This is a genomic window from Microcystis sp. M169S2 (assembly GCF_020245865.1).
Classification (GTDB): domain Bacteria; phylum Cyanobacteriota; class Cyanobacteriia; order Cyanobacteriales; family Microcystaceae; genus Microcystis; species Microcystis ichthyoblabe_A.
Genome location: NZ_JADBUB010000068.1, coordinates 1 through 13033, shown reverse-complemented (window position 1 = coordinate 13033; position 13033 = coordinate 1). Strand labels below are relative to the sequence as shown.

The 13033-nt window shown below is 44.7% G+C and carries 16 protein-coding genes, 2 pseudogenes and 1 other annotated feature; of the genes and pseudogenes, 5 read left to right on the top strand and 13 right to left on the bottom strand.

The genetic code is table 11. The annotated features are described in order from the left end of the window. Positions 1-440 precede the first annotated feature (440 nt). The 6 genes from IM485_RS07355 to IM485_RS07330 form a co-directional block, all read right to left on the bottom strand. Positions 441-779: a HepT-like ribonuclease domain-containing protein gene (locus tag IM485_RS07355; protein ID WP_104395474.1), complete on the bottom strand. Its 339-nt coding sequence runs from the start codon at positions 777-779 to the stop codon at positions 441-443. Continuing rightward, positions 751-1131: a nucleotidyltransferase family protein gene (locus IM485_RS07350; protein ID WP_104395475.1), complete on the bottom strand. Its 381-nt coding sequence runs from the start codon at positions 1129-1131 to the stop codon at positions 751-753. The genes IM485_RS07355 and IM485_RS07350 overlap by 29 nt, the downstream gene beginning before the upstream one ends. Positions 1132-1203: 72 nt before the next feature. Continuing rightward, positions 1204-2499 carry an adenylosuccinate lyase gene (purB, locus tag IM485_RS07345; RefSeq protein ID WP_004268608.1) on the bottom strand — a complete coding sequence of 432 codons (1296 nt, stop codon included), beginning with the start codon at positions 2497-2499 and terminating at the stop codon, positions 1204-1206. A 316-nt stretch (positions 2500-2815) separates the two neighbouring features. Continuing rightward, the gene (locus tag IM485_RS07340) at positions 2816-4150 is read right to left on the bottom strand and encodes an FAD-binding oxidoreductase (RefSeq protein ID WP_287742234.1); all 1335 of its coding nucleotides are present in this window, start codon (positions 4148-4150) and stop codon (positions 2816-2818) included. Positions 4151-4529: 379 nt separating this feature from the next. Then, a complete protein-coding gene (locus IM485_RS07335; protein ID WP_012265998.1) occupies positions 4530-4649 on the bottom strand; it encodes a photosystem II protein Y in 120 nt (39 codons plus the stop codon). Positions 4650-4714: 65 nt separating this feature from the next. Continuing rightward, on the bottom strand, positions 4715-5266 hold the full coding sequence (locus IM485_RS07330; RefSeq protein WP_287742228.1) for a gamma carbonic anhydrase family protein: 552 nt from the start codon (positions 5264-5266) through the stop codon (positions 4715-4717). A gap of 108 nt (positions 5267-5374) precedes the next feature. Here IM485_RS07330 and IM485_RS07325 point away from each other — a divergent pair, with 108 nt between their 5' ends. Continuing rightward, on the top strand, positions 5375-5890 hold the full coding sequence (locus IM485_RS07325) for a TIGR02652 family protein (protein ID WP_104395478.1): 516 nt from the start codon (positions 5375-5377) through the stop codon (positions 5888-5890). Positions 5891-5906: 16 nt separating this feature from the next. Further along, entirely contained in the window at positions 5907-6341 is a 435-nt protein-coding gene (locus IM485_RS07320; RefSeq protein ID WP_194017295.1) for a VOC family protein, read from the top strand. On the opposite strand, the gene IM485_RS07315 is transcribed toward IM485_RS07320, so the two are convergent. Further along, positions 6338-7006: a hypothetical protein gene (locus tag IM485_RS07315; RefSeq protein ID WP_287742225.1), complete on the bottom strand. Its 669-nt coding sequence runs from the start codon at positions 7004-7006 to the stop codon at positions 6338-6340. The two genes, IM485_RS07320 and IM485_RS07315, sit on opposite strands and share 4 nt — an antisense overlap. A 171-nt stretch (positions 7007-7177) precedes the next feature. Here IM485_RS07315 and IM485_RS07310 point away from each other — a divergent pair, with 171 nt between their 5' ends. Together IM485_RS07310 and IM485_RS07305 are read left to right on the top strand one after the other, a co-directional pair. Then, positions 7178-7879 (top strand): DUF3120 domain-containing protein, encoded by a 702-nt coding sequence (locus IM485_RS07310; protein WP_287742223.1) that lies wholly within the window; start codon positions 7178-7180, stop codon positions 7877-7879. Between the two features lie 51 nt (positions 7880-7930). Further along, a complete protein-coding gene (locus tag IM485_RS07305) occupies positions 7931-8953 on the top strand; it encodes an adenylate/guanylate cyclase domain-containing protein (protein WP_104395482.1) in 1023 nt (340 codons plus the stop codon). Positions 8954-9110: 157 nt separating this feature from the next. Here the strand turns inward: IM485_RS07305 and IM485_RS07300 are convergent, their stop codons facing one another. The 6 genes and pseudogenes from IM485_RS07300 to rplJ all read right to left on the bottom strand — a co-directional run bounded on the left by IM485_RS07300 (position 9111) and on the right by rplJ (position 12369). Further along, on the bottom strand, positions 9111-10103 hold the full coding sequence (locus tag IM485_RS07300) for a 30S ribosomal protein S1 (RefSeq protein WP_002737013.1): 993 nt from the start codon (positions 10101-10103) through the stop codon (positions 9111-9113). Positions 10104-10355: 252 nt separating this feature from the next. After that, positions 10356-10541, bottom strand: a pseudogene (locus IM485_RS22925) (hypothetical protein). Then, on the bottom strand, positions 10542-11057 hold the full coding sequence (gene nrdR, locus IM485_RS07295; RefSeq protein WP_104395483.1) for a transcriptional regulator NrdR: 516 nt from the start codon (positions 11055-11057) through the stop codon (positions 10542-10544). Between the two features lie 127 nt (positions 11058-11184). Further along, the gene (locus tag IM485_RS07290; protein WP_012267019.1) at positions 11185-11280 is read right to left on the bottom strand and encodes a photosystem II reaction center protein T; all 96 of its coding nucleotides are present in this window, start codon (positions 11278-11280) and stop codon (positions 11185-11187) included. 104 nt (positions 11281-11384) lie between these two features. Beyond that, a complete protein-coding gene (gene rplL / locus IM485_RS07285; RefSeq protein WP_004162771.1) occupies positions 11385-11777 on the bottom strand; it encodes a 50S ribosomal protein L7/L12 in 393 nt (130 codons plus the stop codon). Between the two features lie 43 nt (positions 11778-11820). Next, complete coding sequence (rplJ, locus tag IM485_RS07280; protein ID WP_008206397.1) at positions 11821-12369, bottom strand: 50S ribosomal protein L10; 549 nt, start codon at positions 12367-12369, stop codon at positions 11821-11823. Between the two features lie 98 nt (positions 12370-12467). Beyond that, positions 12468-12584: a sequence feature (ribosomal protein L10 leader region), on the bottom strand. 243 nt (positions 12585-12827) lie between these two features. Between rplJ and IM485_RS07275 the strand changes: the two are divergent. After that, positions 12828-13033, top strand: a pseudogene (locus tag IM485_RS07275) (IS607 family transposase); the annotation flags it as partial.

Below are 13033 nucleotides of genomic sequence, written 5' to 3'. Positions count from 1 at the left end.
GCTTCTTAAAAGTTGCCTAAAGATTAATCAAGTCAAGGAGAATTTATTCTCAATTATAAAAATTGAGATAGTTTGTGCCGATTAAATAAAGAGGTTTTGATAACCAAATTAAAGCATATCTAAAGAGTTTTGAGTTAAAAGTTAAACTTCAAGTTTTCATTCAGGATGAATGTACTGATTAACTAATTTTTTGGGGAAAATTAGTTAACCCATCATTATAACATATAATTAATTTGCAAGAGTTCTATTAGAAAGCATAACAACAAATGCCAAGGGGAAATAGCGCCAGAAAACATTCATCGCGGTTGTCGCAAGCGAGAAGTATATGCCGCGATTGTATCATAATCGGTAAGGTGCGTTCCCCCTCGTCGCAGCAAGAAACGCACCCGACAAAATCATTGAGTTCTCCCTATGCGATCGCTACTTCCGCCTAACAACCCTCAACGTTCAGGAGGAATTTGCCCCTTTAACTCCTCAATTAGTGATGGGAGCTGCGATTGAACCACATCCCAAACGATATTGAGGTTGACATCATCATACTCATGTACCAACCGATTTCGCATTCCCTTGATTTCTTGCCAAGCAATGTTGGGCAAGTTTTGTCGGGTTGTTTGGGAAACTCGTCCGGCGGCTTCGGCAATCACCAAGAGCCGTCGAATCACAGAATCTTGAAGCTGCACATTGGCGACGAACTCAGCTTTCGAGCATTGAGCCGTGTAGATCATTACCAGTTCTGCGGATTGCAGCATATCAAGCAGGAATTGGGGATCCCGTTGCATAAATCACTTGAGCCGAAGAAAGGATTTGATTACGGCGTAGGTAGTTGCGACTGGTGGCAATGCCTTGGCGGGTAATCAGGTCAACATCTCGATGGAAAATGGTTTTTAGCTCTGCTTCCATTTGGTCTAGGGTGCTGAATGTGGGGTGAGCCTCTGGATGAAATTCCACCATAACATCAATGTCGCTGTCGGGGCGGAAGTCTTCGCGCAGGACGGAGCCGAATAGGTGAACACTGAGCTTTGTCGAAGTGGCGAATTCGGTCACTTGCCAGCGATCGCAAAACTGGGCAATTTTTTCCATCGGTAGGTGAACACTGAGCTTTGTCGAAGTGTTGCTCGCAGTAATGGTCATGACATTGTTACTCCCAAGGTTTCAATTTGCCGATCTCAAAAACGTGGCCGATAGCTGATCACTGAAAGCTCCTTAAATATCTAACCTTTGGTAGATGCTATTAAGATGATTTAAGTGCTGCTGGGGATCAAAGCAACTTTCGATCTCGTCGGGGGATAAAATGCCAGTAACTCGCTCATCTTGGCTGATAAAAGCTTTAAAATTGCCGTTATCGGTGTTCCAAGCGCGATGGGCGTTTTCTTGGACGATTTTATAGGCAGATTCCCGGCTAATTCCCTTACTCACTAAAGTTAAAAGAACTCTTTGACTGAAAATCACACCACCATAGACATTCATATTTCGCTTCATGTTTTCGGGATACACCAGCAGATTTTTGACTAAATCGGTGATTTCCTTGAGCATAAAGTGGGTCAAAATGCAAACATCCGGCAGCATTACCCGTTCTACGGAACTATGGGAAATATCTCTTTCGTGCCAGAGGGCGATATTTTCTAAGGCGGAAACGCTATGACTACGGATAATTCTCGCCATTCCCGTTAAGCGTTCTGAACGGATGGGATTACGTTTATGGGGCATAGCGGAGGAGCCTTTTTGTCCTTTGGAAAAGTATTCTTCCACTTCTAGGACATCAGTTCTTTGCAGGTTGCGAATCTCCACGGCAAAACGTTCGATCGAAGCCGCCAATAAAGCTAATTGTTGCACATAATCGGCGTGTCGATCGCGGGAGATAACTTGAGTGGAAGCGGTATCCGGTTCTAATCCTAACTTCTGACAGGTTAACGCCTCAATTTTGGGATCAATATTGGCATAGGTTCCCACTGCACCGGATATTTTACCGATGGCGATGTCTTGGCGCAAGCGAATTAAACGATCGCGTCCTCGCAGCACTTCCGCTAACCATCCCGCTAGTTTAAAGCCAAAGGTGATCGGTTCGGCGTGAATGCCGTGGGAACGTCCCACCATGACTGTATAACGGTGTTCTTGGGCGCGATAACGCAGGGCTTGAATGAAATCTTCTAATTGTTCTAAAATCAGGTTTAAACTGGCGACTAATTGTAAGGATAGGGCGGTATCTAGTACATCAGAACTGGTTAAACCCAAATGAATATAACGCCCCGGCTCGCCCACATATTCGTTAACATTTGTTAAAAAGGCGATGACATCGTGGCGCACTTCTGCTTCTATTTCTAAAATGCGATCGGGATCAAAATTAGCTTTTGCCTTAATTTCTTCTACTGCATCCCCCGGAATATAGCCTAATTCTGCCTGCGCTTCACAGACGGCTATCTCTACCTCTAGCCATGTTTGATATTTATATCTATCCGTCCACAAATTCCCCATCGCGGGGAGAGTATAACGCTCGATCACTATTAATTCTTCCAAGACAACCGTTTAATTGTATCGGATCGGGGCAAGTCTGGGAATAGGCAAGGGGCAGCGGGGAGTTTTGTTTTCCCCACTCCCTTTTCACCGGTTAGTAATTCGGTAGTAGCGGTGAGGCTCTTCTAGGTTGTGTGTGATAAGTTTAACTTACAATATGATTGATTGATCTTTGTGTCCTTTGTGTCTTTGTGGTTCGTTCCACCCCCTCTCTAGGAGGATTATATCTTAGAATACATTTTACCCACCAAATCCAAGAGAGCCGCGGTGAACTATCTTGTTTAATTTAGCTTGAATCGAATCCCTACCCCCTTGCTTCAACCCATGCTCGCATTTTACCCGGATTGTTTAATCCGTAGGGATCGACGAGTTGTTTAAATTCTAGTTGCAGGGGATTAATCTGTCTGCTGCCGCCATCTTCCATGATATAAGTGTGAGGATTGGCAATGGCTGCACCCTGTTGTTCATAGATAGCAATAATCTCATTTAATCGAGTTTCTGTGGTAAATTCTAGCAAGGGAAGACCGGCGGGAATAACTTTACCTTGAAATTTCAAAAATTCTAGGTGCATCATTATTTCCTCCCCAAAATAATTATAGAGTTTCTCTACCGTGGCTAGATTAAAATAAAAAGCCTGTAGATAAGTTATTTTGGGGTTACAACTACGCGCATGGAGAGTGGTATGATTCCAAGTAAATTCTAAGATACTGTTGCCTTTTTGAGTTTCTTCTGGCGTTTTATAGTAAGTAAGTTCACCATTATATTCTTTAATTAAAGACTCTAGGGCAACTCGATCGCTGTCCGATACTATTAACAAAACTGCCGCTTTTCCTGTGGGTAAATAATCCTTAAGAGCAGTAAAATAAGCGGGAATTGGCCAGGAGTGAACGCTAACCATTTTCTTAACGATGCCATCACTATCACTAAGAGCTTGACCGAATTTAGCGGCGGTGATAAAATCGGCAAAAGTAACGATAAATTCTGCCCAAGGATAACAGGGAGCGAGGGCTATTTCTAACTCGGTAATAATGCCATTGGTTCCGTAGGCATGATTGACTTTTTCTACCTCATCCCCCCGTAGTTCGATAATTTTTGGTTCTGTTTCTAGGGTGACTAACTGCACTGCTTGCAGATTGCCCCTATCCTTCAATTGTCCATAATTAATCGAACCCATGCCCACACTGCCACCCCCGATAAAACCGCCAATTGTCGCCGTCCGATAGGTAGAGGGAGCCATTCTTAATTCCCAACCAATTGCGCGAGCTTGTTTATCAAAAAATGCCATTTTTACCCCCGCTTCTACCCGTGCTGTACCCGGTTCGATCGAGATAATTTTTGTTAGTTTGGTTGTGTCTAAAATTACTCCGCCCTGCAAGGGAACACATTGACCATAATTACCTGTACCCGCACCTCTAACTGTTAAAGGAATTTGGTATTTAACGCAGGTTTTAGCGATGTCAATAACCTCTTGGCTATTGTGGGGACGAATGACTAAATCAGCCCGTTTATCTTGCAGTTGTGCTTCTAAAATGGGACTAAAATGATAATAATCTAAGGAAAGTTTCGCCACTTGCCCCGGATCGGTGATAATTTCCAGATGGGCAAGTTCTTGAATGAGATTTTGACAATTAGATTTCATGGTTAGGTATTAGTGTAAAATTAGTTTCCTAGTCGAGATGACAATTCAGTTAAGTAGTCGTGCAAAATTAATTTCTTGGTTAGGATAGGCAAAAGGCAAGAGGCAAAAGGCAAAAGCTTGATCGAAATGTGTAATTAATTTTGCTTAGGTACTTATCAGTTATCAGTTATCATTCATAATTCATAATTCATAATTCCCCCATTTCCCCATCATCTTACACCCTACACCCTACACCCTACACCCCACACCCTACACCCTACACCCCACACCCTACACCCTACACCCTACACCCTACACCCCAATCAGCGATCGCTGGATAAGAAAAAATTAAAAACCGATCGCCTAGGCGGTCGGTTTTACTAAAAATTATAAACTTTTATTAACTTTGTTTGCTGAGAAACTGTTGAGCTTGTCTAAGAGCGGCAGCGCCGATATTGAAGACAGCCCAGCCACCAGCAATAAGCAAAGGGGTTAAAACGATTAACACTCTCCAGTCCATAGATTTCCTTCTCCTCGGTCAGTGCTTAAAAGATTGTTACTTGATTCTCATTTTATATTTATACCCTAAACCGCCCCTTTTGGGAATCCAGTATCAGTACCTTTTCCCCCATGAACGAGGGCAAGTTTAGCATAGCGCTCGGCGTGTTCGATCAACTCTTGAGCCTCCTGTGGCGACACTTCCCGGACGCGTTTAGCGGGAATGCCCACCACTAAAGATCGCGGTGGTATATCTTTTGTCACAATACTACCCGCCCCAACAATACTACCCGCCCCGACGCGCACACCATCGAGAATCACTGCCCCAATGCCGATTAAACAACCGCGCTCAATATGGGCTGCGTGAATTACCGCCCGATGCCCGATGGTAACGTAATCTTCAAGAATAGTAATTTTGCCCGGCTCTCCGTGTAGGATCGCCCCATCTTGGATGTTAGTATAAGCCCCAATTTCGATGCGTTCCACGTCGGCACGCAATACCGCCCCATACCAAACACTCACCCCCACAGCTAGGGAAATATCGCCCATTACCGTGGCATTAGGGGCAATAAAAGCCGCTTGACTGACATCGACAATCGGCCAGAAATTAGAAGTTGATCTTAAGTTATCTAAGGACATGGGAGGATCTGCACTAAAGTCGAAAGAGAATACCCGTCCAATTTGGTTGGGTATAATATATATAGGATTATTGGTACAAAGATAGCAATTTTTAGTTTAGGTTCTTCCATGATCAATGCAAGTTTACAATACCCTGTTTTTGGCCCCGATATCCATTGTCCTCATTGTCGGCAGCTAATCCCCGCCCTCACTTTGACGGATACCTATTTGTGTCCGCGCCATGGGGCTTTTGAAGCCGATCCCAAAACGGGTGAGTTGGTTCACTTGCAGTCAGGACGGCATTGGCGACTCTGGAATGGTGAGTGGTATCGTCAACATACTCACCCAGATGGTATTCGTTTTGAGATTCACGAAGCACTCGATCGCCTCTATACTCAAGGATTTAAAGCGACTAAAGTAATTATTGCCAACCGTTATCGGGATTTAGTTAGTTCCTACCTAGAACGTAACACCACTTGGCGCGGTAATGAACTGGGTGAAGCCACTATTCCCCGTCTCTACGGTTTACCGGTAGAATTTAGTCCCGATACCCCCGATGAACCCTGTTGGGATGTAATTAACTTTGATCTGGAAAAAGAACCGGGGGTTCCCAAACGTTATCCCTATTTTCGTCTTTTTGACTGATTACTGATTACTGAAAATGCACCATGTTTCTATTCGTACCGCTAATATCCATCGGGCGATCGCTTTTTATCAACTTCTCGGTTTTACCCTAGAGGAAAGATTCACCACGGGTTATACTTTGGCTTGTTGGCTCACTGGGTTAAACGGACGCATCGAATTAATCCAAATTCCTCAACCGAAACCCGCTCCCGATGCCTTTGGTGATCAGCATTATGTGGGTTATTATCACTTGTCTTTTGACCTAACAGAAAATGTCAGCAATTTACCAGAATGGTTAGAAAAATTAACAAATAACTTTCAGCAAGCCCATCAAGAGGATGCCGATTTATATCAACCTTTAAATATTCTTTTGCTACCCCAACAACAGATGATCGGCGATCATGTCTATGAAGTCACTTTTATTGCCGATACAGACGGTTTACCCCTAGAATTTATCCGTCGTTTAACCTAAAAAGATTGTCCCACTTCTAAGACTTTTGTTTGGCCATTGCGAGACAAAATAACCTGTTGATTACCAACTTCCACTAAAGTCCAACCATTGATAAATTCCCCCGGAGAAATACGAGTGGTTATGCCCTTATTATCAAATAAAGCTGTAGATCGATCGCCTAAATCCATTACCCCCACCAGGGTATTTTTCACCTGATTATTGGTAGGAATAACCGCTGCCACCGGTCGATTTACCTGGGGAGCAGCTGGTAATGGTGGTGCAGAAATGTCGGTATTTGAGGGTGTAACTGGGACAAGTTTGGCAGTAGTTTCAGGGGTTTGGGGATAAACAGGAACGTAAATTCTTTCTATGATCTGGGGAGTGTTATTAACCGGTAAATTAGCGGGTGGTGCTGGTGGAACTGGCACTACTGGAGAAGGGTTATTTTTGGCAGCAGGATTGGGATCGGGGGATGAAGTTTGACTTTGGCGATCGATAATAGCAAGGGATGATTGCAGATAGGCAATAAATTTTTTATCTTCTTGGGAAGTCGTGCTATTTTGAGAGATAGGGGCATTTTTCTGACTGATGAGCCATGCCACCACCCAACCTAGATAGATGCAAGCAATAACAAAAATAACTTTATCTAGGGGCATTCTGGGATTTTCTTCATAGCCCGCCGGCATATTTGTTTCACTCCTCGATCGCTGCTGTTGTTTCGATTCTAACAGGATAGCACTCAGTTATTCTCCCTCAATTTTCCTTTTTAACTAATTAAAATCTTCTAGAGGGGATATAGTGGACAGAGAATGATGTATATTAATGTAAGTAAAGTTTCGTAACAATTCTGAAATCCTTTGCTCAACTCTACCCTAGTTTCCAGCAATCCCGATCGCCTGAAACCCCTAGTCCCTAACTGGGAAAAATGTCAATCCGTCTTTTGGACAGCAGCATTTCTGGTATCAGTCCCCGTATTCATACAAGCGCCCCTAGTGCGCTACTATCCCGAAGTTAGCCTAGGTTTAACCTTTTTCTGGGTGGGGTTAGGGGTTTGGCTGCTCAAACAAGAAAAAATCAGTCTTTGGGGGGATTTACTTTTGGGCTTTAGTTGGAGTTGGTTAGCAGGTTCTCTGTACTGGGGTTGGTGGCGTTGGGAACCGTTGATCCATATTCCCATGGAAGCGATCGGGCTGCCCTTTGTTCTCTGGGGACTATACAAAGGTCGTGGCAAAGTGGGCAATCTTTTCTATCTGGGTTCTTTGTTAGGAACGGCCATCACCGATGTATATTTCTATCTAACGGGACTAATTCCCTACTGGCGACAATTAATGACCGTGGAACTAGATCCCAACCTAGTATCGCCGATATTTCATAACGCCTTAGCCCAAATTGAGACCCCCTGGGGCATCAGTTGGGCGATCGTGCTGCTCAACCTGCTCTTAGCGATCGGTATTTATCCTTTGCAAAAAAGGGGATGTCATTGGTGGGCATTTAGCGGGGCTGTATTGAGTACAATTTTAGTCGATGGTTTATTTTGGATTACCGCCTCTCTGGCCTAAGACAATAGGCTATATAATTAACGCAGTCTATCTATTGCCGCTTATGCACCCGTGGATATACTACTAGGAAAAAATCCCTATTTACTACTCCATACCGAGAGAGGCCAGCGTTTTTTCCCTCTCGTGGGGAAATCTTACTGGACAATCGGACGGAGCAAAGATAACGATATCGTGATTAAAGATCACTGTATCTCTCGTAATCACGCTATTCTACAATCCACGGAAACAGGGGATTTTTATCTGATCGATCTCGGTAGTCGCAATGGAACTTTTGTCAATGGCAGAAGGGTGGCCATTCCAGTGACTATCCATAGCCAAGAGCAGATCACCTTTGGCAAAACCGAGGTGCAGTTCTATCGTCCTGCTCCCACCAATGTGGGCAAGCAACCGCGCAATTTAGAATGGGATACCCTCACCTCCGCCGTCCATGAACGGCGCTTAACATCGGTGATGGTGGTAGATATGCGGAATTTTACGGCTTTAACGAGGCAATTAGACGAAAAAGTGCTTTCTTCTCTGATTGGCAGTTGGTTTCGCCATGCCGGGGGTATTATCCGCAGTTCCGGCAGTTGGGTAGATAAATATATTGGTGATGCGATCATGGCCATCTGGTTTCACGGCCAACAGGAAGTCGATCAAGACGATATCCTGCAAATTTTCCAAGCAATTATACAACTAAATAACATGACTTGCGCCTTAAGCGAACAATATCCCTTACCTTTTAAATTACGCATCGGTGCGGGAGTGAATACTGGTTATGCTATGGTCGGCAATACTGGCAGCGGTGAACATCCAGATTATACGGCGATCGGGGATACAGTCAACGCCGCTTTTCGTTTAGAGTCGGCTACCAAAGAAATGGGCAAGGATTTAGCCATCGGAGCCACTACCTACAGTTATCTCATCGGTTTACCCCATCTCCAGCAAGTTTTTACTCAACATACCGTCAGTCTGAAAGGATACCACGATAGCACTATTGCCTACGGAACCACTTTTGATGACTTGGATCGTTTCCTCGATGCCAATATTAATGAGGAGATGACTGGAATTACAGGATTTATCGGCAGTGTCTGAAGATTGAAATTAAACGGGGGGTTGGGAAACGTTTTAGTGATCGGTAAACAGTAATCAGTGAAAAGACAGTAGGAAACTTTTATTTAATACTGTACACTTAAAACTAAAATCTGATAACTGATAACTGATAACTGATAACTGATAACTGATAACTGACTTACTCTTCGGTAGCGGCGAGAACTAAATCTTCCTCCTCCAAGGCGGGGGGAACTTCGATTTCTTCCACTACTTCCGAGACGGTCCGGCCTTCCGCTTCCGCTAGACGTTTTTCTCGGTATTTAATCGCCATTTCTTCGGCTTTTTCAAACACTAACGGGCGATTTTTGAGCATATCTCCCGGTTCTGGTTCTAATTGTTTAGTCGAGAGGGAAATGCGACCTCTTTCGGCATCGAGATCGATAATCATCACTTTTAACTCATCATTGACATTGAAAACCGTGTGGGGGGTGTCAATGTGATCGTGAGAGATTTCGGAAATATGCAGTAAACCACTGACTCCACCAATATCGATGAAAGCACCGTAGGGCTTGATTCCGCGCACAGAACCGATTACCACCTGTCCCACGGCTAAACCGTTCATCTTGCGTTCCACTAAAGCGCGACGATGACTTAAAACCAGACGGTTGCGATCCTCATCCACTTCTAAAAACTTTAAGGGCAATTCCTGACCGACTAAATCCTCTTTCGCTTCTCTGGTGCTAATGTGAGAACCGGGGATAAAGCCTCGGAGACCTTCAATTCTGACTAATGCCCCACCACGGTTAGTGGCGAAAACATTCGAGCGCACGGTAGCATCTTCTTTTTGCAATTGACGCACCCGTTCCCAAGCGCGCATATATTCGATGCGACGGATCGACAGGGTTAGCTGTCCATCTTCATTCTCGTCGGTAAGAATGAAAAACTCCCTGGTTTCGTTGGGTTGTAAAACTTCTTCGGGATTATCGACGCGGTTGATCGACATCTCCTGCACGGGGATAAAAGCGGCGGTTTTAGCGCCGATATCGATGAGCGCTCCCCGGGGTTCCATGCTGAAAACAGTCCCGGCGACAACATCTCCCGGACTGAAATGATAATCGTATTTGTCTAGAAGGGCGGCAAAATCTTCATGGGTAAAGCCTATGTTTTTGTTTGCAGTTTTTTGGGTGGTCATGTACGTTGTTTGGGCCTCGGAATTTCCGTAGGTTTTTCCTCCTATGTGATGTACAGTTTCTAAATCAAGGAGATGCCTCCTAATTTAGTTACTAGGCGGGGCCTAGGGGATGAACTGCCGCATCCGGCTTTCTTGGAGGCAATCTGCCTCAAGAATGACTTTTAAGAATCTAACCAGAGCTTGGGCTTGAAATAGCACAAGGGATCCTCATTATAACTGAATCGGGAACTATTTAGGGTTTGCTGAATAAATCTAAAAACATTGTTCGATAAGACTTTTAGACCTTTTTGAAATCCAAAAGTACCGCCTATTGGAGTGATCGGGGGGAAAATCCCTGGACTTTTTCCCTGAAAATTAGGTAATTGACCCCCTGAAAATGGGTAAAACCCTACACCCTACACCCTGCCCCCAGGAAAAACTTTTTACCCCAAACCCTATTTAAGACGAGGTGATCACGCTGGCTTCTTCCACTGGAGACCAAGAAGGGTAGGCGCGTTCGATTTCGGAGGATTGCAGCAGCGCTAAAGCGGCGATAAAGTCTCTAATTCCCTGAAAATTGCCGTAAACTGAAGCAAAGCGCACATAGGCCACTTCCGATTCTTGCCGGAGATATTCTAGGACTAATTGACCGATTTCCTGACTTGTTACTTCCCGTTTTGAGTCTTGCTGCAAACGAGATTCGATATCATTGACGATCGCCTCTAATCTTGAGGGGGGAATGCCGGTTTTTTCGCAAGCGCGGACGATCCCCCGGAGCAGTTTGCAGCGATCGAAAGATTCCCGTTTACCATCTTTTTTAATCACCGTGATTGGCACGAATTCGATGCGCTCGTAGGTGGTGAACCGATATTTACACTGTAAGCATTCACGACGACGACGAATGCTCTGACCGTTTTCGGAGGAACGGGACTCTAAAACGCGACTATCGGTATGCTGACAATTAGGACACTGCATAGGAGGCGCTCGGTGAGGGGAACCTTTAATTTAAGCCTTTAAATACGAAAACCAGAGCCGCTAACCTGCTTTTGACAAGCGGGCGGCTCAGGGAAGAAAATTATTAACCTAAACGGAGTTAAGAAATTTACTTTTGAATCCGGGGAGGTTCCCGGAAGGCGATGGCGAAGAAAATTACCGACAAAGCCATAGTTAAAACTAAAATGTAAGCGACGCTTTCCATGGTTGGACATCCTACAAGACTGCTATAACAATCCTATAGTATCAGGAAATGAGCTTTTCGGCTTGTCTGGGGATGTAATCTACATCCCCAGAATCAGTGGCAATCTATTTAACGCTAACTTTTGCCCCGGCATCTTCCAGTTTTTTCTTGACGGCGGCGGCATCATCTTTGTTAGTGCCTTCTTTAACCGCTTTGGGAGCGGCTTCTACTAGGTCTTTCGCTTCTTTGAGTCCTAAACCGGTCAATTCGCGCACTACCTTAAGGATAGCAATTTTCTTGTCGGCGGGAACTTCTTCGAGAACGACGTTAAATTCGGTTTGTTCTTCCACAGCTTCAGCAGCAGCCGCGGGAGCGGCCCCAGGGGCCGCCATAATTATGCCACCGGCCGGAGCGGCGGCACTAACTCCGAAGGTTTCTTCGATACCTTTGACTAATTCCGCAGCCTCTAAGAGGGTCAGGGTTTTGAGTTTTTCTAAGATTTCAGCTACAGCAGACATGGGTTAGACTCCTAATTGTTTTAAGTGATTGATTGGCGCGGTATTAAGCCGCTTCTTTTTCTTCTTGACGGGCCACGGCATCGACGGCGCGGGCCAAAGATGCGGGAACTTCGTTGATGCTGCGGGCCAGTTTGGTAGCAATGGCGTTGATTGCTCCGGCGACCTGAGCGATTAACTGTTCTTTCGACGGTAAATCAGCGATCGCTTTGAGCTGCTCTTCCGTCAACAGTTGACCTTTTGTTCCTTCTTTGAGGACACCGCCGCGCAGTTCGGTTTTTTTGCTTTCTTTTTTGAACTCTTGATAGGCCTTGAAAGCTCCACCGATATCCTCTTTTACGAGCAGAAAGGCGGATGTTCCCGATAAAAGGCTTTTCATCGGTTCCCAGCCACTATCTTCAGCGATCGCCAATCCCATCAAAGTATTTTTGGTGACTTTACAAATCGTTCCCGTGGGGCGCAATTTGCGGCGTAGATTGCTGATTTCGGCGACGGTTAAACCTTGATAGTCGATGACCATCGTTAATTGAGCTTCGCTCAGGGAGGTTTTTAATTCTTCTAGAATCACTCCCTTGCTTTCTCTGCTTCTCCCCATCCCTTGTTCACCTCCTGTATGCGGGGGACCGGTTCCACAGGCACAAAAATAACCCCTTGTAGCGCCGGGGTTGAGTGGAGAGAATCAGTTCAGGCACGACCAAGACAGAAAAAATCTCTCTTTAGTCTTTTTGGCTGCTGTTTTCTCGCTTTGACCTCGGCAGGGTATTTAAGCTGTTTGGCACCTGCTGTCTTTGGCTTAAGCCAGCTTCTCATTGTAGCACTATTGCGGGATTTATGTCAAGCACGATATGTATTCTAAGACACAGTGCTGCTGGCGAGTGGGTGGAACGAATCACAAAGACACAAAGGACACAAAGATCGATCGCTCCTATATACTGAACACACAAAGAAGAAGAAAGCCTAATTTTTGAGTATTGTAAAGTTTTGTAAAAAATATATGCAAATGACTGCAAACAACTGCTAATATGGTTAGTACAAGTTTACGTTGCAGTTCACATAAAACTATCAGATTATGCTAAGAAAAAAGGGATCAGTTATGACACTGCTTGGAGAATGTGGAATCGAGGGCAGTTACAAGGAGAACGTCTTCCTACAGGAACAATTATTATTTTTGAAGATGACCGTTTTTGTGGTGAAAATAAAGTAGCTATTTATGCGCTAGTTTCTAGTTCAGAAAATCAATCTAACTTAGAGACTCAGGC